17 protein-coding genes are annotated in these 18,115 nt (G+C 38.5%); 7 read left to right on the top strand and 10 right to left on the bottom strand.

Annotated features, from left to right (window positions below; genetic code table 11):
• Nucleotides 1-2: 2 nt before the first annotated feature.
• The 4 genes from AC27H3_RS03065 (at nucleotide 3) to lpxC (ending at nucleotide 4,321) form a co-directional block, all read left to right on the top strand.
• Nucleotides 3-782 (top strand): cell division protein FtsQ/DivIB, encoded by a 780-nt coding sequence (locus tag AC27H3_RS03065; protein ID WP_487103626.1) that lies wholly within the window; start codon nucleotides 3-5, stop codon nucleotides 780-782.
• A gap of 5 nt (nucleotides 783-787) precedes the next feature.
• Entirely contained in the window at nucleotides 788-2,023 is a 1,236-nt protein-coding gene (gene ftsA, locus AC27H3_RS03060) for a cell division protein FtsA (protein WP_487103624.1), read from the top strand.
• 80 nt (nucleotides 2,024-2,103) lie between these two features.
• On the top strand, nucleotides 2,104-3,267 hold the full coding sequence (gene ftsZ / locus AC27H3_RS03055; RefSeq protein ID WP_487103976.1) for a cell division protein FtsZ: 1,164 nt from the start codon (nucleotides 2,104-2,106) through the stop codon (nucleotides 3,265-3,267).
• 136 nt (nucleotides 3,268-3,403) lie between these two features.
• Nucleotides 3,404-4,321, top strand: a complete 918-nt coding sequence (lpxC, locus tag AC27H3_RS03050) for a UDP-3-O-acyl-N-acetylglucosamine deacetylase (RefSeq protein WP_487103622.1) — start codon at nucleotides 3,404-3,406, stop codon at nucleotides 4,319-4,321.
• 245 nt (nucleotides 4,322-4,566) lie between these two features.
• On the opposite strand, the gene AC27H3_RS03045 is transcribed toward lpxC, so the two are convergent.
• Nucleotides 4,567-5,028: a DUF721 domain-containing protein gene (locus AC27H3_RS03045; protein ID WP_487103620.1), complete on the bottom strand. Its 462-nt coding sequence runs from the start codon at nucleotides 5,026-5,028 to the stop codon at nucleotides 4,567-4,569.
• A 27-nt stretch (nucleotides 5,029-5,055) separates the two neighbouring features.
• On the opposite strand from AC27H3_RS03045, the gene AC27H3_RS03040 reads away from it, so the two are divergent.
• The 3 genes from AC27H3_RS03040 to mutT all read left to right on the top strand — a co-directional run bounded on the left by AC27H3_RS03040 (nucleotide 5,056) and on the right by mutT (nucleotide 9,381).
• On the top strand, nucleotides 5,056-5,952 hold the full coding sequence (locus AC27H3_RS03040; protein WP_487103618.1) for a M23 family metallopeptidase: 897 nt from the start codon (nucleotides 5,056-5,058) through the stop codon (nucleotides 5,950-5,952).
• A gap of 126 nt (nucleotides 5,953-6,078) precedes the next feature.
• Nucleotides 6,079-8,757 (top strand): preprotein translocase subunit SecA, encoded by a 2,679-nt coding sequence (secA, locus tag AC27H3_RS03035; protein WP_487103616.1) that lies wholly within the window; start codon nucleotides 6,079-6,081, stop codon nucleotides 8,755-8,757.
• 228 nt (nucleotides 8,758-8,985) lie between these two features.
• The gene (gene mutT / locus AC27H3_RS03030; protein ID WP_487103614.1) at nucleotides 8,986-9,381 is read left to right on the top strand and encodes an 8-oxo-dGTP diphosphatase MutT; all 396 of its coding nucleotides are present in this window, start codon (nucleotides 8,986-8,988) and stop codon (nucleotides 9,379-9,381) included.
• A 288-nt stretch (nucleotides 9,382-9,669) separates the two neighbouring features.
• Here the strand turns inward: mutT and yacG are convergent, their stop codons facing one another.
• The 9 genes from yacG to AC27H3_RS02985 all read right to left on the bottom strand — a co-directional run bounded on the left by yacG (nucleotide 9,670) and on the right by AC27H3_RS02985 (nucleotide 18,077).
• Complete coding sequence (gene yacG, locus AC27H3_RS03025; protein WP_085301161.1) at nucleotides 9,670-9,906, bottom strand: DNA gyrase inhibitor YacG; 237 nt, start codon at nucleotides 9,904-9,906, stop codon at nucleotides 9,670-9,672.
• Between the two features lie 139 nt (nucleotides 9,907-10,045).
• Nucleotides 10,046-10,792, bottom strand: a complete 747-nt coding sequence (zapD, locus tag AC27H3_RS03020; RefSeq protein WP_487103611.1) for a cell division protein ZapD — start codon at nucleotides 10,790-10,792, stop codon at nucleotides 10,046-10,048.
• A 115-nt stretch (nucleotides 10,793-10,907) separates the two neighbouring features.
• A complete protein-coding gene (gene coaE / locus AC27H3_RS03015; protein ID WP_487103609.1) occupies nucleotides 10,908-11,522 on the bottom strand; it encodes a dephospho-CoA kinase in 615 nt (204 codons plus the stop codon).
• Nucleotides 11,523-11,595: 73 nt separating this feature from the next.
• Nucleotides 11,596-12,477 (bottom strand): prepilin peptidase, encoded by an 882-nt coding sequence (locus AC27H3_RS03010; protein ID WP_487103607.1) that lies wholly within the window; start codon nucleotides 12,475-12,477, stop codon nucleotides 11,596-11,598.
• A 136-nt stretch (nucleotides 12,478-12,613) separates the two neighbouring features.
• Entirely contained in the window at nucleotides 12,614-13,867 is a 1,254-nt protein-coding gene (locus tag AC27H3_RS03005) for a type II secretion system F family protein (protein ID WP_487103605.1), read from the bottom strand.
• 195 nt (nucleotides 13,868-14,062) lie between these two features.
• Nucleotides 14,063-15,769 carry a type IV-A pilus assembly ATPase PilB gene (gene pilB, locus AC27H3_RS03000; RefSeq protein WP_487103603.1) on the bottom strand — a complete coding sequence of 569 codons (1,707 nt, stop codon included), beginning with the start codon at nucleotides 15,767-15,769 and terminating at the stop codon, nucleotides 14,063-14,065.
• Nucleotides 15,770-15,904: 135 nt separating this feature from the next.
• Nucleotides 15,905-16,318 (bottom strand): pilin, encoded by a 414-nt coding sequence (locus AC27H3_RS02995; protein WP_487103601.1) that lies wholly within the window; start codon nucleotides 16,316-16,318, stop codon nucleotides 15,905-15,907.
• A gap of 349 nt (nucleotides 16,319-16,667) precedes the next feature.
• Complete coding sequence (gene nadC, locus AC27H3_RS02990) at nucleotides 16,668-17,555, bottom strand: carboxylating nicotinate-nucleotide diphosphorylase (protein ID WP_487103600.1); 888 nt, start codon at nucleotides 17,553-17,555, stop codon at nucleotides 16,668-16,670.
• Nucleotides 17,556-18,077, bottom strand: coding sequence for a retropepsin-like aspartic protease family protein (locus tag AC27H3_RS02985; RefSeq protein ID WP_487103599.1), 522 nt, complete (start codon nucleotides 18,075-18,077; stop codon nucleotides 17,556-17,558).
• Between the last annotated feature and the right edge of the window lie 38 nt (nucleotides 18,078-18,115).

Here is an 18,115-nt window from a genome sequence, read left to right as displayed (position 1 = left end):
TTATGGCAATTGCCGCAGAACAGCAACTTCCTTTAAGGGAAGAAATATCAAAGCTGCATTGGTCTTTTTGGCTCGGTGTTGCATTTTTTGTTGCGGTTATTGTTGGTATTTTAACATTTGGCTTTTTTCTGAATAAAAAAATGAGTGCAGAAGAGTCTGCACCGGTAACTTCTATTGCGATAGCCGGCGAAATGCCGTATACAACGCGGGTTGATATTGAAGGCGCCATAGAAAAAGTTAATTTGGGTAATTTTTTCAATCTAGATGTAAACGATGTTCAACAGAAAGTTGCCTTGTTGCCTTGGGTTTACTCGGTATCTGTACGTAAGAAGTGGCCGAATGAATTAAAAATATATGTCGTTGATCAAAAGCCTATTGCGCACTGGAATGGAGACTTTTTAATAAATGCTAATGGTAAGGCTTTTCAGGCGGATGTTCAGCGCTTAGTGAAAAAATTACCGGCGTTTTATGGCCCTGAAGGTAGTGAGCTAATTGCTTTAGAAAACTTTGTTAATTTGAATAAGTTATTAGATTTTAGCGAATTAGCGATTGATGAATTAGTACTGACCGAGCGTTTTGCTTGGCAGCTTATCTTAAATGATGGCGTTACCATTAATTTAGGACGTGATAATCGCGTAGAGCGCATACAGCGTTTTATGGATATTTATCCCGAAATTAAATTGCAAAAAAAGGAAGGTCAACAAGTTGATTATGTTGACCTGAGATACGATACCGGTTTAGCCGTTGGTTGGAAGACCGCGAATAATAAAGAAAGAGTTTAGCCTTAATGTCAAAAATAACTGAAAGAAATTTAGTGGTTGGATTAGATATTGGAACGTCAAAAATTTCAGTAGCTGTTGGCGAAATAACGCCTGATAACCAACTCAGTATCGTAGGGGTTGGAAATCAACCTGCACGAGGCATGGATAAAGGCGGTGTTAATGACTTAAACCTCGTTATTCAGTCAATTCAACGTGCAATTAACGAAGCTGAATTAATGGCTGATTGTCATATAACTTCAGTATATCTTGGCATTTCTGGTAAGCATATCAGTTGTCAAAATGAAAACGGTATGGTGCCAATTAACGACAAAGAAGTATTGCAGGACGATGTAGACAACGTAATTCATACTGCGCGATCAGTCCCAATTTCTGCTGAACGTCGCATGCTACATGTACTGCCTCAAGAATACAGTATTGACTGTCAAGACGGCATAAAAAGCCCAATTGGTATGTCTGGTGTAAGAATGGAAGCCAAAGTGCATATTGTAACCTGTGCAAATGACATGGCAAAAAACATTGTTAAATGTGTTGAACGTTGTGACTTAAAGGCAGATCAATTAATTTTTTCTGCCCTTGCTTCTAGCTATGCTGTTTTAACCGATGATGAAAAAGAGCTCGGCATTTGTGTGGTTGATATGGGCGCTGGCACTATGGATATTGCCGTATTTACCGGTGGCGCTTTACGTCATACCGCGGTAATTCCTGTAGCTGGTAACCAAGTAACTAGCGATATTGCAAAGATATTCCGTACACCATTAAGTCACGCAGAAGACATTAAAGTGCAATACGCTTGTGCTTTGCGCCAAATGGTTAGCATGGAAGAGAATATTGAAGTACCTAGTGTTGGCGGACGCCCAGCGCGTTCAATGTCTCGTCATACTTTGGCTGAAGTTGTAGAGCCTAGATATCAAGAGTTATTTGAGCTAATACAAGAAGAATTAAGAGAGTGTGGTTTAGAAGATCAAATCGCAGCGGGTTATGTATTAACCGGCGGTACCGCAAAAATGGAAGGTGTAGTTGAGTTTGCAGAAGAAGTATTTCAAATGCCAGCTCGTATAGCTCAACCTTCTGATGTCTGTGGATTGAAAGAGTATGTAAATGACCCAACGTACTCGACAGTGGTAGGTTTGTTGCATTACGGCATGCAAGCTAGTCAGCAACAAAATAAAGAACAAAAGAAAAGCGAGTCAGTTGGCAGTATTGGTTCGAAAATACTGGCTTGGTTTAAAGGCGAATTTTAATTAGTGGCAATAGCGACTACTTAAAAATGAAGAAAAGAGTTTTGGTGGAACAAAACGTAATAAAAATCGGAGATAATAAAATGTTTGAATTAATGGAAGATCATAACGAAGAAGCAGTCATCAAAGTAATAGGCGTTGGTGGCGGTGGTGGTAATGCAGTAGAGCACATGGTTTTACAAACCATCGAAGGTGTTGAGTTTATTACTGCAAATACTGACTCGCAAGCATTACGCAACTCGGCAGCTAATGTAACTTTGCAACTAGGCCATGATGTTACAAAAGGTCTTGGCGCAGGCGCAAACCCAGAAATTGGTCGTCGTAGTGCAGAAGAAGATAGAGACACAATTAAAGAAGCACTAAAAGGTGCTGATATGGTATTTATCGCAGCCGGAATGGGCGGCGGTACAGGTACAGGTGCAGCACCAGTAGTAGCAGAGATCGCAAAAGAAATGGGCATATTAACTGTGGCGGTAGTCACTAAGCCTTTCCCTTTTGAAGGTAAAAAACGCATGAACTATGCGGATCAAGGAATTGAGTTTTTATCAAAAAATGTTGACTCATTGATCACTATTCCAAATGAAAAGCTATTAAAAGTATTAGGCCCAGGCACGAGTTTATTAGATGCATTTAAAGCCGCAAATGATGTTCTATTAGGTGCGGTTCAGGGTATTGCTGAACTTATTACTCGCCCAGGTCTAATCAACGTCGATTTCGCCGATGTAAGAACCGTGATGTCTGAAATGGGTACGGCTATGATGGGTTCAGGAACCGCATCAGGTCCAGACCGTGCTGAAGAAGCAGCTGAAGCCGCAATTTCAAGTCCGTTACTTGAAGATGTAGACTTAGCTGGCGCTCGTGGTATCTTAGTTAATATTACTGCCGGTATGGATATCAGTATTGATGAGTTTGAAACAGTAGGTAACATGGTTAAAGCGTTTTCATCAGAAAATGCCACGGTTGTTGTTGGTGCAGTAATCGATCCTGAAATGACTGAAGACTTACGAGTAACGGTTGTTGCTACAGGAATTGGCGCAGAGCGTAAACCAGATATTACTTTGGTTAACCCAACTCCAGTTGCTGAACCACAGGTGGTTGGTGGTGATTATATCCCAAGTGCACAACCTGAGTTATCAGCTAGCCCAGTTACTATGCCTGAAGCAAATGCTCAAGCTCAAAAAGTAGCAGCGACAGAGCTTGATGACTACTTAGATATCCCTGCATTTCTAAGAAAACAGGCTGACTAATTGCCCTAAAAATGCTTTAGTAATAATGCTAAAAAAGTTGGAATATTGATTTTGTTAGGCTTTTTTGATATATTACGTCTCCGCTGAAATCAGTGGCGGCTAATAAATATAAAATATAGGCTTAAGAAGGCTATTTATGATTAAACAACGTACATTAAAAGAAAGTGTCTCTGCCATAGGCGTAGGGTTACACAAAGGTGAAAAGGTGCAGATCACTCTCCGTCCTGCGCCTGCTAACACCGGTATTATTTTTCGCAGAGTTGATTTAGCTCCTGTTGTCGATATCCCCGCGACACCAGAAGCTGTGGGCGAAACTACCCTATGTACCTGTTTAGTGAATGAGCAAGGTGTTCAGATTTCCACCGTCGAACATTTGCTCTCTGCCGTTGCAGGCTTAGGTATTGACAACCTGATTGTTGAGGTTGATTCACCTGAGATTCCAATTATGGATGGCAGTGCTTTACCCTTTGTATACTTAATACAGTCGGTAGGTATTGCAACATCAAATGTTGCCAAACGCTTTTTACGCATTACTAAAACTATTCGTGTTGAAGAAGGCGATAAATGGGCTGAATTAAAGCCTTATGAAGGATTTCGTGTAAACTTTGCCATTGAATTCGAACATCCAGTGATCGTAAATACTTGTCAAGCGATGAGTATGGACCTTTCAAGCTGTTCATTTATCAAAGAAATTAGTCGTGCACGTACCTTTGGTTTTATGAAAGACATTGAATTTTTACGTTCTCATAATTTAGCGCTAGGCGGCAGTTTAGAAAATGCCATTGTATTAGACGAATATCGCATGCTAAATAAAGATGATCTTCGTTACGATGACGAGTTCGTAAAACATAAAATTCTTGACGCCATTGGTGATTTATACATGAGCGGTGTAAGTATTTTAGGTGAACTTAATGCCTTTAAATCGGGTCATGCTTTAAACAACATATTATTACGTGAAGTGTTTAAGCAAGTAGATTGTTGGGAATGGGTAACATTTGAAGACGCTACAGAGTCTCCTATCCAGTACCAAGAAATCGAAGCGACATCGTTCTAACGATTACCTTATTACGGCATAAGCAATTAAAACCAGTCAATGACTGGTTTTTTTATAGCTAAAAATAATAATCAAAATAAAAGTTATAGCGAAAGTTATAGATAAAATAAATAAGTTTTCGTCGGAAATTTTAAGTTAAGAACAGGCAATCGTAATGGCTTTGCTCGGGATTAATAATTAGAGATAACCCGAACGCTGAATAATGAGTGCTGCTTATCTTGTTATGGTTCGATGAAACTCTAAACTTATTTTTTAGCGTGGGCAGCTAACTTTTCAAGTTTTTTACGCAAACTATCAGGAGCCGTTTCAGCAATTTTTAATAAATGGGCGGCCGTTGTGGCTGAAATGGTTGAGTTAATTGCATTGGGTATTATGGTTTTTTCGGGAGCTTTCTGCCGAAAAGGTGTAATTTTGATCTCTACTTGATTATAAACATTGTCAGTTACTCTGATTAACTCTCGGCAGATATTTATTTTTTCAAATTGTAGTCGTTGGCTCCAAACGGCAGAATTAACTTCTATAACGATTGCATTAGCCCTGAAATTGGCTATTTTCCACACATCCGCTGGTAGGTCGGGGCAGATTTGTCGTACAATGTCTGACAATACTGTTAAAGAGTTGGTTTTTGCGGCTATTTGTGCCAAAGTGCCTGACGTTGAATTAAACAGCGCTGACATATCTGTAGGGATTTTAGATTTTCTTGCCATAAGTCAGCTCTAAACTATGAATGAATTATGAGTTTAACATTACTATACCGTGGAAAGAACGTTAGATTTTCAATGAAGCTAAATAAGCTACATTGGTTATCTGCAATAACAGCCTTTGCGCTAGTTTCTGGCTTTATTGTTCATTTAGTTGTTTCTGCCGATGATGTACCTAAAAATCCAATCTATGGCATGTCTAGTTTGCCTGATAACGACACTCCTAAGGTCAATAGCCAAGTAACAGCAGTTACGATGAAATTGGCTGAGTTGCAAAGTCAGGTGCTGCGATTAAATGCGCTTGGAGATCGATTAGCAGAAGAAGCTAATATTCCAGACAACGAATTTAATTTTCAGCAATCTCCACCAAGTGGTGGCCCAATGATTCAAAGTAGTGAGGATAAGCAAGAAAGCTTAACTGATTTGCTACTCAGTATAACAACATTGGAAAAAACCTTAGCACATGAAGAAAAACAATTAAAAATGCTTGAATCTGTCAGTTTTGGTCACCATATAGAAAATACAAGGTATCTGTCTGGTCGACCAATTGTTAAAGGTTGGTTGTCTTCGTACTACGGTATTCGCAAAGACCCTTTTAGTGGCAGAGCAGCCATGCACAAGGGGGTTGACTTCGCCGGGAAAGAAAATGCCGATATTATTGCTACCGCTTCAGGTGTCGTAAGTTGGGCTAGTGATCGATACGGTTATGGTAAATTAATTGAAATTAATCATGGCGATGGCTTAAAAACGCGTTACGGACACAATAAAGATATACTCGTTTCGGTTGGCGATGTAGTTAATAAAGGACAAGTTATTGCTAAAATGGGCAGTACAGGCCGTTCAACAGGTCCACACGTGCACTATGAAATTTTACGTAATAATAAGCAAATAGATCCAAAAAGATACGTTTATCGAAAAGCAAAAGAATAGCGTAAACACTAATTTCAGTTGTTTAAAATACTGCTGCGATTACAATACTAAGTAAGTTTATGTGGTCGGCTCTACCGATCATTTTATTTTCAGCGGAAGATTTTCTTCTCAATATGGTTTAACACGATGTTTGTAAGTTTAATGACAAAATTGTTCGGCAGTCGTAATGATCGATTACTGAAACAAATGCAAAAAGAAGTAAGTAAAATAAATGCACTAGAACCTGTTTTTGAAGCACTCAGTGATGAAGAACTAAAAGCAAAAACAACTGAGTTTAAAGAACGTGTAGAAAAGGGCGAAGAGTTAGACGCTATTCTTCCTGAAGCATTCGCTGTAGTTCGTGAAGCCAGTAAACGTGTATTTGGCATGCGCCATTTTGACGTACAAATGATCGGTGGCATGGTACTAAACTCGGGTAAAATTGCAGAAATGCGTACCGGTGAAGGTAAAACACTTACCGCAACATTGCCGTCTTACTTAAATGCCTTAACGGGTAAAGGTGTGCATGTAATTACGGTGAACGACTATCTTGCCACGCGTGATGGTAACTGGAGTCGTCCATTATTTGAATTTTTAGGCATGACCGTTGGCTGTAACATTGCCGGCATGGCTCCTCAAGATAAGCAAGCCGCTTATAACTCAGATATTACCTACGGTACTAACAACGAATTTGGTTTTGATTACTTGCGCGACAACATGGCTTTTTCGCCAGAAGAACGTGCGCAAAAACCATTAAATTTCGCCGTAATTGATGAAGTTGACTCTATCTTAATTGATGAAGCACGTACGCCACTTATTATTTCTGGCCAAGCAGAAGATAGTTCAGAGCTATATCGCAACATAAACCTTGTGGTACCAACGCTTGTGCAACAAGAAGAAGAAGATAAAGAAGGTGAAGACAGCACGGGTGACTTCACTATTGATGAAAAAGCAAAACAAATTTATTTGACTGAATTAGGTCAAGTTCATATTGAAGAAATCATGATAGAAAAAGGTTTGATGCAGCAGGGAGATTCATTATTCTCGGCAGCTAACATTACTTTATTACATCATGTTATGGCGGCATTGCGTGCGCACAAATTATTTCAAAAAGACGTTGATTACATCGTAAAAGACGACGAAATTGTTATTGTAGACGAGCATACCGGTCGTACAATGGAAGGTCGTCGTTGGTCTGAAGGTTTACATCAAGCGGTTGAAGCTAAAGAAGGTGTAAATATTCAAAACGAAAATCAAACTTTGGCTTCAATTACCTTCCAAAACTTTTTCCGTATCTATAACAAATTATCAGGCATGACAGGTACAGCTGATACTGAAGCGTTCGAGTTTAACCATATTTATGGTTTAGAGACTGTAGTTATTCCAACTAACCAACCTATGGTACGTAAAGATTTACCTGATTTAATTTACTTAACCGCTGAAGAAAAGTTTGAAGCTATTTTAGATGATATAAAAGATTGTGTTGAGCGCGGGCAACCCGTGTTAGTCGGTACTATTAGTATCGAAACATCAGAGTTTCTTTCGTCGTTTCTAAAGAAAGCAAAAATTAAGCATAAAGTGCTTAATGCTAAGTTTCACCAACAAGAAGCTGAAATTGTTGCTGACGCCGGTAAAATTGGCGCGGTAACTATTGCTACCAATATGGCTGGGCGTGGTACCGATATTGTATTAGGTGGTAATTTAGGCACAATGCTAGAAAAGCTTGAAAATCCAAGTGAAGATAAAATTGCGCAAGTTAAAGCTGCATGGCAAGAAGAGCATGAAAAAGTATTAGCTGCTGGTGGTTTACACATAGTTGCAACCGAACGCCATGAATCTCGTCGTATTGATAACCAGTTACGTGGTCGTTCAGGTCGTCAAGGTGATGCCGGTTCAACGCGTTTTTACTTATCAATGGAAGACGGTTTGATGCGTATTTTCGCTTCAGAACGTATTACAAACATGATGCGTAAACTGGGCATGGAGCGCGGCGAAGCCATTGAGCATCCTTGGGTAACTAAAAGTATTGAAAACGCACAACGTAAAGTTGAAGGCCGTAACTTTGATATTCGTAAGCAATTGCTAGAGTTTGATGATGTATCAAACGACCAACGTAAAGTTATTTATGAGCAACGTAATGAATTAATGGACGAAGCTGATATTGCCGACGTTATTAAAGCGATTCGTGTTGATGTGGTAAACGGCTTAATTGCTCAACATATTCCACCACAATCTATGGAAGAAATGTGGGATATTGAAGGCTTAGAAGAACGTCTTAAAGGTGAACTTACCCTTGAATTACCTCTAGCTAAATGGTTAGAAGAAGACAAGAAGTTACATGAAGAAACTTTGCGTGAGAAAATATTAGCGGCGGTTGAAACTAGCTACACTGAGAAAGAAGAGATGGTTGGCGCCGAAGTGTTACGTCAATTTGAAAAAGCGGTAATGTTACAAAGTTTAGACTCGCACTGGAAAGAGCACTTGGCGGCCATGGACCATTTACGCCAAGGTATTCATTTACGTGGTTACGCGCAAAAGAATCCAAAGCAAGAATTTAAACGCGAGTCATTTGAGTTATTTGCCGAGTTGCTTGATAACTTAAAATACGACGTTATTGGTATTTTAAGTAAAGTGCAAATTAGAGCTGAATCTGATGTGGAAGCTGTTGAAGAACAACACAGAAAAGCAGACGAAGCGCCAAAAGAGTTCAAGCACGAGTCAACTTCAGAGCCAGAGCCGGCAGCTATGCCGCGTGTTGGTCGAAATGAAGCTTGTCCATGTGGCTCAGGTAAAAAATATAAACAGTGTCACGGTAAATTAACCTAATCACTTGATATAACGAGTTAAGTCGTAATTGTATTTTAATGCCAGTCAATTGACTGGCATTTTTATATTCAAATTTTGTAAGTATCAACCAACCGTTTGTTGTAAATCAGTTTTATACTTTAAACTCATAGCATTGAGAACTTTGCAATAATAAGCAATGTCTTATTATTGGCAATGAATCGGTACTTGGTTGAATAATAATAAATAGAAAAAGCTCAAGGATTTAAAATGACAAAAGTTGTGCATGTAGCGGTTGGCGTGATCAAACGCGAAGATAAAATCTTTCTTACTAAACGTTTAGCCGCGAGTCACCAAGGCGGTAAGTGGGAATTTCCTGGTGGTAAAGTAGAAGCAAATGAAACTGTGCATCAGGCACTTCATAGAGAGCTAAAAGAAGAAGTTGCTATTGATACATTGTCTTGTACGCCACTAATGCAAATTAGCCATGATTACGGCGATAAAAAGGTATTATTAGATGTGTTTGTTGTAGATAACTTTACCGGTGAAGCAAAAGCTTTAGAAGGTCAACAATCAGGTTGGTTTGCATTGTCGGAGTTTGAAGGTTTAAATTTTCCTGCTGCTAATCAGTCAATTATCGAAAAGCTAAACCAAGTATATCAGTAACAAGTGAATATATTGTGTTAATAATTTTGTAGCACAATATATTCAACAGTTGTCTTAGCAAGTTAGCTATAAACTGGCTTATACCAATTGATATAAAGAATCGATAATTCTAAAGCGGTTTACATATCCAGCATCTACGTTGCTTTCAATCCCAATAGCCTGCTATTGCTCGACAATATGCTCCTGCATTGCTCTAATGACTTACATCCATGTAAGAATCAATCAAGCGCCTTGCTACTGAAAATTTATCCTCGTCTAAAATTTATCGATTCATTAAGTCAATTGGTATTATTCAGGTTCAACAAAAAATTTATTGTGCTGTAAAAATTCTGCTTCTAAGGCGTCGAGCATTTCTTCGTTCAGTTCAACAGCACCTTGCACAGGTTGGCTTATTTTATGATTTTCATCAGCCCAATCACCAATATCAATCAGCTGACATCGTTTACTACAAAATGGTCGATACTGACTCTCTTCTTGCCAAATAACTTCTGTTTTACAGGTGGGACAAGCAACTTTTAAGGTCATAATACACAATACTAACAGGGAAAATTATGTGCTTATTATAGAAGAATTTCACATAAGCAGCTAGCGCTGAAAAAGAAGTTTTAAACTGACAGCTCAAAACCGATAGCTGACAACTAATGACTGACAACTTTGTAATTAATTAGCAGCGAGCTAAATGAAATTTTGTGGCTTGCTTAGCATATTTTCGACCTGCCTCGTTGCAGGGCATCATAAAGCGAATAGAGTAACGAAAACGGTTGCCGCTAATGGTTGGGTAGAAAGGCAGGCCGTTTGCTACTTTTATACGAATAAGAATTAAGCCTTCACCATTATCTTGAAAAAAACCGCTTTCAGTAGTTATTTCTTTAAACTCAGCACGTTGGCGAACAAACATAAGATTCAGCGCTAGCGCCGCGTTAATTTGCTCAAGCATCGAAAGCCAGTGTCTACATTGTGCTGCGACTTCTGTACTCGGTTGATTTAACCAAAACTGTAATTGAGGCAAGTCAAAATGCGAGCTGCCGCCTTGAATAGCAAAACGTTGCTTTAAACTAGTTAAAAATTTATCTGTTTTTAACTGTAACCATTGCGCGGAATGCACTTTTAGCTTACTTGATAGCTGAACGGTTTTTTGCAAATTATCTTCTAGGGCTGCATTGTTAATGTCGGGGACTTGTGACCAAACCACTAAACTTTGTTCGAGCTTTTCTAAATCCTTGATTAAATCACCGCGAATATCGTTACGCTCTAAAGTATCTAAAATAGCAAATAAAGCATTAAAAAATACGCTGTGGCTGGTTGTCATATTATAATTTAGACAATCAGAAGCTTGAGCAAATAATTGCTCTAGTTTTAAGTAGTTTCGTATCCGCTCATTAAGCGGATGTTCATATAATATTGCGGTCATTTATTCGAAACTTTGTTTGAAACGATTGAAGGTCATTGCTTTATAGTAACTATAGCACAGGTAAATGGCGAATTTTTTATGTAAACAGCCGTTTACAATTAGCCAGTTTAAGTGCTTAACCACTGTGCTTTAGCGCTAAGATACGGTACTTTTGATCTAGTGCTATTACCTGTTGTTGAATTTCTTCTAGGCTAATATCTTGGTTGTTAATAACATCATCTGCAAAGCTAAGGCGTTGTTTGCTCGACATTTGGCTGGCAATAATGCGTTTAATTTCAGCCACAGAGCTAGGATCGCGCTCAGCAGTGCGAGCAATCTGATTCGCTTCGTCGATATTAATAACTAAAACTCGGTTAACTAATTTTTGTAAGTTATTTTCTATTAATAGTGGCGCAACTAGCACGCAGTAATTGCTTTTTGCTTCTGATATTTGAGAGAGAATATCTGTTCTAATTAACGGGTGCAATAAATTGTTCAGCCATGTTTTATCATCACTATTACTAAATATTCTGCTACGAAGTTTGGTTCTATCTAATTCGCCAGTTGGGGTTATAAAGTCTGGGCCAAAGTTAGCTTTAATTGCAATTAGCGCTTTGCTACCAGGCATAACAACGGTTCGCGCGGCAATATCAGCATCAATAATATCAATGTTTAGTTTAGCGAACATATCGCTGACAGTTGTTTTACCACTGCCAATTCCACCCGTTAAACCAACGATAAATGTAGACATGTAAGCGCCTTTTTTCAGTTTTGAGCGATCAGTTTTAATTAGCTTAAAGGTTTTATCTCTTTAGTTAAGCGATTTAAGTTAGGGTGCTTAAATACCAAGACCAAATACCATTTCCCCAAAGTAAAGTAATCCAACCTGCAATGGCTAAGTAAGGGCCAAAAGGAATGGCTTGTTCACGCTGGTGATTTTTAAACACCATTAAACTGATGCCAATTATCGCACCAACCGCCGAAGCCATTAAAATAAGTAATGGCAGCAATTGCCAACCTATCCAGGCACCAAAAAGCGCAACAAGCTTAAAATCACCATGGCCCATACCTTCCTTGCCAGTGATAAGTTTAAATAACCAAAAAATGCTGAATAAACTCATGTAGCCAACAACTGCGCCAATTACCGCGTCATTCAAAGGCACTATGGCACCATCAATATTAACCAATAAACCCAACCATAAAAGCGGCAAAGTTATTTGATCAGGTAATAGCATGTGATCAACATCAATAAGGGTTAAACAAACCAAACCCCAGGTTAATACTAGCAGCATCAATGTGGTAAAAGTAACGCCATAATGTGCTGCAATAACCACGCTTAATATCGCAGTGGTAAGTTCAATCAAAGGGTAGCGTAGCGAAATTTTAGCTTTGCACTGGCTACACTTGCCACGTAATAATAACCAACTAATTACCGGAATATTCTCGTAAAAGCGTATTTTATGTTGGCATTTAGGGCAACTAGAACTGGGTGTTGATAGGGTAATAGGGTTTTCGTTAGTTTGTATTGGTTTGGCTAACTCATCGGCTAAAAATTCACGACATTCGCTTTTCCAACCTTGCTCAAGCATTTTAGGTAGGCGATAAATAACCACATTTAAAAAACTGCCTATTAACAAAGAAAAAACTACCACAATAGTGTAAAAATAAGCAGGGGAGTTGGTCATCAATGTAATTATATCGCTCAAGAGTTTTGCCTCAAAATTAAGTGAATCTATCGTGCTAAATAAAATGCTAAATAAAGTGCTGGTTATATCGATAAAAAAAAACGATGACCAGCATCGTTTTTTTATTTTATTTTATAACATACAAGGAAGTAAACCTTTAAACCACCATACCAATTTGGAATATCGGTAAATACATCGCAATGATCAAGCCACCAATAACGACACCTAAAACAGCCATTATCATAGGTTCTAGTAAGGTGGTTAAGTTATCAACCGCGTTGTCTACTTCTTGCTCATATACGGTTGCTACTTTAGCAAGCATGTCGTCAACTGCGCCCGACTCTTCACCTATAGCAACCATTTGAATAACCATATCAGGGAATATAGCGCAATTTCGCATGGCTAAATTCATTTGCATACCTGAGGTTACTTCAGCACGTATTTCTAAAATAGCATCACGAAACACCGCATTGCCTGAGGCTCCCGCGGCAGACTCTAGTGCATCAGGTAAAGGTACACCGGCAGCAAACGTTGTTGAAAGGGTTCTGGCATAACGGGCTACGGCAGCTTTTTTTAATACATCACCAACAACAGGGACTTTTAATATCTTTTTATCTACGCTATCACGAAAACTTAGGCTTTTAGCGTGTGTTTTTTTGAAAAGATAAATAGAGAGGAATATGCCGGCAAGACCAAAGTACCAATAGGCCTGCATAAACTCAGAAATGGCAAGTACCAGTAAAGTAAAACCAGGCAACTCTGCACCAAAGCTATCAAATATATCTTTAAATACAGGTACAACAAAGATTAACAATACGGCAGTGACTACAAAGGCTATCACTAGTACCGAAATAGGATAAGTCATGGCTTTTTTAATTTTAGCTTTTAATGCCTCTGCTTTTTCTTTATAGGTTGCGACACGATCATAAATAGTTTCAAGCGCACCAGATTGCTCACCTGAATTAACTAAATCACAATATAAATCATCAAAGTACTGTGGGTGCTCACGTAAACATTCCGATAGAGGAATACCCGATTGTAGCTTATTACCTATGGTTCCTAGTAGTTTTTGCATATTAGCATTGTTATGGCCAGAACCTATCATTTCAATAGTTTGCACTAAAGGAACCCCGGCACCTAACATAGTGGCTATTTGGCGTGTAACTACAGCAATATCAGCAGGCGTTATTTTTTTATCGCCACCCATACCAAATAAAGGTTTCGCTTTTTTACTGATTTTACCGGGTGTTATACCTTGTTTACGTAGCTGAGCTTTAAGCTCTAAAACACTGCTGGCATTAAGCTCACCACTTACTTTCTTACCTTTACGATTAAGCCCTTGCCACTTATAAATATCAAGCGCTTTAATCTTAGTCTTTTTATCTTTTGTTTTTGTTGAAGAAACAGCCATTCGCATAACCTAATTATTAGTGACTTTTATGTCTTTGTTAGAGCACAGCTTATCGTTGGCGCTTTTATAACTAATTTTAAGCTGGATAATACAATCAGCTTATCGCTAAAATTCGAGATAAGCAATTACTAGCAGTTTGTTTAGCAGATTACATTAATAGTAATATTTTAAGTATATAAGTAACTTAGAAATAAATTAAGCGTTAGTTACTCGATTAACTTCTTCTAAACTGGTTACGCCTTGTGCGGCTTTTTCTAAGCCAGATTGGCGTAGGTTGTTATAGCCTTCTTTTTGACATTGTGCGGCTATTTCTAAAGAGTTAGAGCCGGTCATAATTAAGTTGGCGGTAACATCGCTAATTTTTATTACTTCGTAAATACCGACACGGCCTTTATAACCGCCAGTACAAAGATCGCACCCTACAGGTTTAAATAATTTAATCTCTGAAAGTTGTTCAGGTAAAAAGCCCTGTGCGAGTAGTTCATTTTCTGGAATGTGTTCTTCTTCTTTACATTGAAGGCATAAACGACGTGCCAGTCGCTGGGCAATAATAACAGAAACCGAACTAGCAACGTTATATGAAGGTACACCCATATTTAATAAACGCGTTAAGGTTTCAGCCGCTGAATTAGTATGTAGGGTAGATAAAACTAAGTGACCGGTTTGTGCGGCTTTAATGGCAATTTCAGCGGTTTCTAAGTCACGAATCTCACCTACCATAACAATATCGGGATCTTGACGTAAAAATGAACGTAATGCGCTAGGGAAGGTTAAGCCAGAACGGGTGTTAATTTGTACTTGGTTAATACCGTCAAGGTTAATCTCAACCGGGTCTTCCGCGGTTGAAATATTACGCTCTTCGGTATTTAAAATATTTAAGCCGGTGTAAAGAGATACGGTTTTCCCTGAGCCTGTTGGCCCAGTAACTAATATCATGCCTTGTGGCTGTGCTAATGCTTCCATGTAAATTTTCTTTTGCTCAGGTGCGTAACCGAGCATGTCGATACCTAGCATGGCGCTTGACGAGTCAAGAATACGCATTACTATTTTTTCGCCCCACATAGTAGGCAGGGTACTGACACGAAAGTCTATCGATTTCTTTTTCGATAAAGCAAGTTTTATACGGCCATCTTGGGGAACACGACGCTCTGCAATATCTAATTTCGACATTACTTTTAATCGCGCGGCCATACGAGAAGCAAGCGAAATTGGCGGCTTAGCCACTTCGTTTAAAATGCCGTCGATACGAAAACGAATACGGTAAGATTTTTCATAAGGTTCAAAATGTAAATCTGACGCGCCTTTGCGAATAGCATCGAGTAATATTTTATTAATATAAACTACAATAGGGGCGTCTTCTTTGTCACCGCCCCCGGTATTGTCTTCTTCTTGTCGTTCTTCTTGAACATCAATGCCCGCTAATTCTTCTGCATCCATGTCAGAAATATCCAGGGCATCACTGTCTTCTTCTAATATTTTCTCAATACAGGCTGCAAGCGCAGTTTCGTTAGCAAGCACTAACTCGGTAGAAAAGCCGGTATTAAATTGAATTTCTTCTAGGGCATCAAGGTTTGTTGGATCAGACATGGCAACAAATAAAACTTTGCCACGTAAATATAACGGTAGTGCATGGTGCTTACGTATTAATTTTTCGTTACGTACACCTTCAGGCACTAAGCTAGTATCAAAATTAGCGAGATCAATTAGCGGACAGCCAAAACTACGGCATAAGGTGTTAGCAATAGCTTCTGCATTAATGTTTTTATCTTCAACTAAATAACGAATAAACGGTTTTTTTTGTTGGATAAAATCTACACTAATATTCTCTGCTTTGTCGCTAGGCACAACATTGTGCTTAGTTAAAGCAGAGAGCAGGCTTGATTGTTGGTGAAGTCCTTTCATAGATCTCTTAATAAAACTATTAATAACTGCAAGTTACAGTGTAACTATTTTAGTTAAGAAAAACAAAAAACAATTTTCATTAATTTTAGGTATAAAAAAAGCTCCCAAAGGAGCTTTAATAATTATGCATGTATATTAGCAAAGATTATTACAGTTATCTGTCCAAACGACTTTACCAGCACCGTATACAGCAGTTAAAACATAATCTTGGCCTACTGGATTAACAACAGTAATAGCACCATTTTCATTATCTGTAACAACCCATGCAGTAGATGTAACATTCTGAGCAGCTACAGCAGCATCATCTGCAGGAACGCCGTTATTACCAGCGGTACAGTTTGTTAACCCAGCTTCAATTTGTGAGCAAACTTCAACAGCTGTTTTAATTGAACTCCCAGCTAAAACAACTTCACTATATCGTGCTTTTTCTGTGTATTGTTGATAAGCAGGCAGCGCTACCGCTGCTAAAATACCGATAATCGCTACCACGATCATTAATTCAATAAGAGTAAAACCTTGCGCTTTTTTCATTGTATTTAGTTTTTTCATTTTAAGTATTCCATACATAATTACAGGGGCTGAATTGATACTGCGACAAAATTTGCCAAATGTAAAACATTGTTACCATATTTTTTAATTTTTTTTGGGTTTTAGCTGTTTTTAACGCTTAATTGCTAAAATTTATGGTGTTTAACAAGATTTTAACTTAAAAGCGTAAGGTTTACTTTAGTGAAAAATGTGGAGGTTTTAGGGCTTAATTTTAAAAATTAAATTTTTATATGATTATTAGGTTGTGAGGTTTGCATTAAAATTAAGCAGACTTTTGTTTTAAAAGCCTGCTTTATGTTTAATAACAATTCATCATTAACTTTGTTATCAAAGTTATCAAAGTTATCCATTAAACAAAGCGCATTGAAAGATCGACTGCTTGCACATGTTTTGTTAAAGCGCCAACCGAAATAAAATCTACCCCTGATTTCGCGTAATCTTTAAGTGTGGCTAAAGTCATGTTGCCAGAAACTTCTAATTTTGTATGACCGGCAGATATTTCTGCGGTTAAATTAACCGCTTGTTCGATCATTTGGGTACTAAAGTTATCGAGCATAATAATGTCAGCACCAGCATTTAACGCCTGAGTTAATTCATCGATACTCTCTACTTCAACCTCTACGGTTTTATCCGCATGATTAATACGAGCGGTGCTAATGGCTTGTTCAATGGAACCACAAGCCGCAATGTGGTTTTCTTTAATTAAGAAGGCGTCAAACAAACCAATTCTATGATTAACACCACCACCACAAGTTACCGCGTATTTTTGTGCGTTACGAAGGCCAGGTAAAGTTTTACGGGTATCAAGTAATTTGGTTGTAGTACCTTCAAGGTGTTTAACGTACGAGCTAGTAATGGTTGCTGTACCTGAAAGGCTTTGTAAAAAGTTTAATGCGGTACGCTCGCCGGTTAATAAAATACGGGCATTGCCGGCTAATTCAAATAGCGTGGTATTGGCGGTAACGTGTTGTCCGTCGTTTACAAACCAAGTGATTTTGGTCTTGGTGTTGTAAATGCTATCGAGCTGTTTAAACACTTCATTAACCCAAGCAACACCACATATAACACATTCGTCACGGCTGATAATGTTGGCTACTGCTTGGTTTTCTGCAGGAATTAGCTCAGCAGTAATATCGCTGCTATTGGCGAGTTCGTTATAGTCGTTTACACCTAAGTCTTCACATAATGCCCAAGTAACGGTTTTGGTGATATCGTTTAATAATGATGCTGGTAACATTTAATACTGCTCTCGTAAAATTAGTTGTTTTCCGGTTTGGCTAAATTCTACTCTTTTTAGGGCGCTCATGCCCAACAGAATTTCATCAGCCGCCATACTCGGGTTGATATTCGCCGCGACATTATACAGATAGATATTGCCAATGCGTAATTCATTTATTTGTGTTTGATAAACCGTAATTGTGCCATTAGCCGTTTGCACGCGCATTTGGCCTTGTGGCTCTAAAGATAAGTTTTTTGCGATATGAGCTGGAATTGAAACATGCGTAGCACCAGTATCAAGCAAAAAGGTAACTTGCGAACCGTTAATCGTGCCATTAGTAACATAATGGCCTTGGCGATTTTGTTGCAAGGTAACCGCGGCTTTACCATTCGCTTGTAATGAAAGTTGCGGCGTTTCGTTTGGGTTATATTGCTGGTCTAACACATCTTGAAAAACAAACACTAATAATGCAATGCCAATAATCCAAGCTATCCAGACAAAGCTTTTGCCAAAATTTGTTGAGGTGTTACTTTTAGTCATATACGCCCAATAATTAGATTAATATATTTTCTTGTTCT

This window comes from Colwellia sp. NW0002-52-1, assembly GCF_057550865.1.
The sequence above is the reverse complement of the archived record's forward strand: the minus strand, read 5'-3'. Positions and strand labels throughout refer to the sequence as shown.

Bases quoted from the DNA above. Each gene is read 5' to 3' on its own strand.
- AC27H3_RS03045 (WP_487103620.1), bottom strand. From the start codon at position 5,028: ATGGCAAGAAAATCTAAAATCCCTACAGATATGTCAGCGCTGTTTAAT.
- lpxC (WP_487103622.1), top strand. From the start codon at position 3,404: ATGATTAAACAACGTACATTAAAAGAAAGTGTCTCTGCCATAGGCGTA.
- AC27H3_RS03005 (WP_487103605.1), bottom strand. From the start codon at position 13,867: ATGGCTGTTTCTTCAACAAAAACAAAAGATAAAAAGACTAAGATTAAA.
- AC27H3_RS02995 (WP_487103601.1), bottom strand. From the start codon at position 16,318: ATGAAAAAACTAAATACAATGAAAAAAGCGCAAGGTTTTACTCTTATT.
- ftsA (WP_487103624.1), top strand. From the start codon at position 788: ATGTCAAAAATAACTGAAAGAAATTTAGTGGTTGGATTAGATATTGGA.
- AC27H3_RS03040 (WP_487103618.1), top strand. From the start codon at position 5,056: ATGAGTTTAACATTACTATACCGTGGAAAGAACGTTAGATTTTCAATG.
- coaE (WP_487103609.1), bottom strand. From the start codon at position 11,522: ATGTCTACATTTATCGTTGGTTTAACGGGTGGAATTGGCAGTGGTAAA.
- ftsZ (WP_487103976.1), top strand. From the start codon at position 2,104: ATGTTTGAATTAATGGAAGATCATAACGAAGAAGCAGTCATCAAAGTA.
- pilB (WP_487103603.1), bottom strand. From the start codon at position 15,769: ATGAAAGGACTTCACCAACAATCAAGCCTGCTCTCTGCTTTAACTAAG.
- AC27H3_RS02985 (WP_487103599.1), bottom strand. From the start codon at position 18,077: ATGACTAAAAGTAACACCTCAACAAATTTTGGCAAAAGCTTTGTCTGG.
- AC27H3_RS03065 (WP_487103626.1), top strand. From the start codon at position 3: ATGGCAATTGCCGCAGAACAGCAACTTCCTTTAAGGGAAGAAATATCA.
- mutT (WP_487103614.1), top strand. From the start codon at position 8,986: ATGACAAAAGTTGTGCATGTAGCGGTTGGCGTGATCAAACGCGAAGAT.
- zapD (WP_487103611.1), bottom strand. From the start codon at position 10,792: ATGACCGCAATATTATATGAACATCCGCTTAATGAGCGGATACGAAAC.
- nadC (WP_487103600.1), bottom strand. From the start codon at position 17,555: ATGTTACCAGCATCATTATTAAACGATATCACCAAAACCGTTACTTGG.
- yacG (WP_085301161.1), bottom strand. From the start codon at position 9,906: ATGACCTTAAAAGTTGCTTGTCCCACCTGTAAAACAGAAGTTATTTGG.
- secA (WP_487103616.1), top strand. From the start codon at position 6,079: ATGTTTGTAAGTTTAATGACAAAATTGTTCGGCAGTCGTAATGATCGA.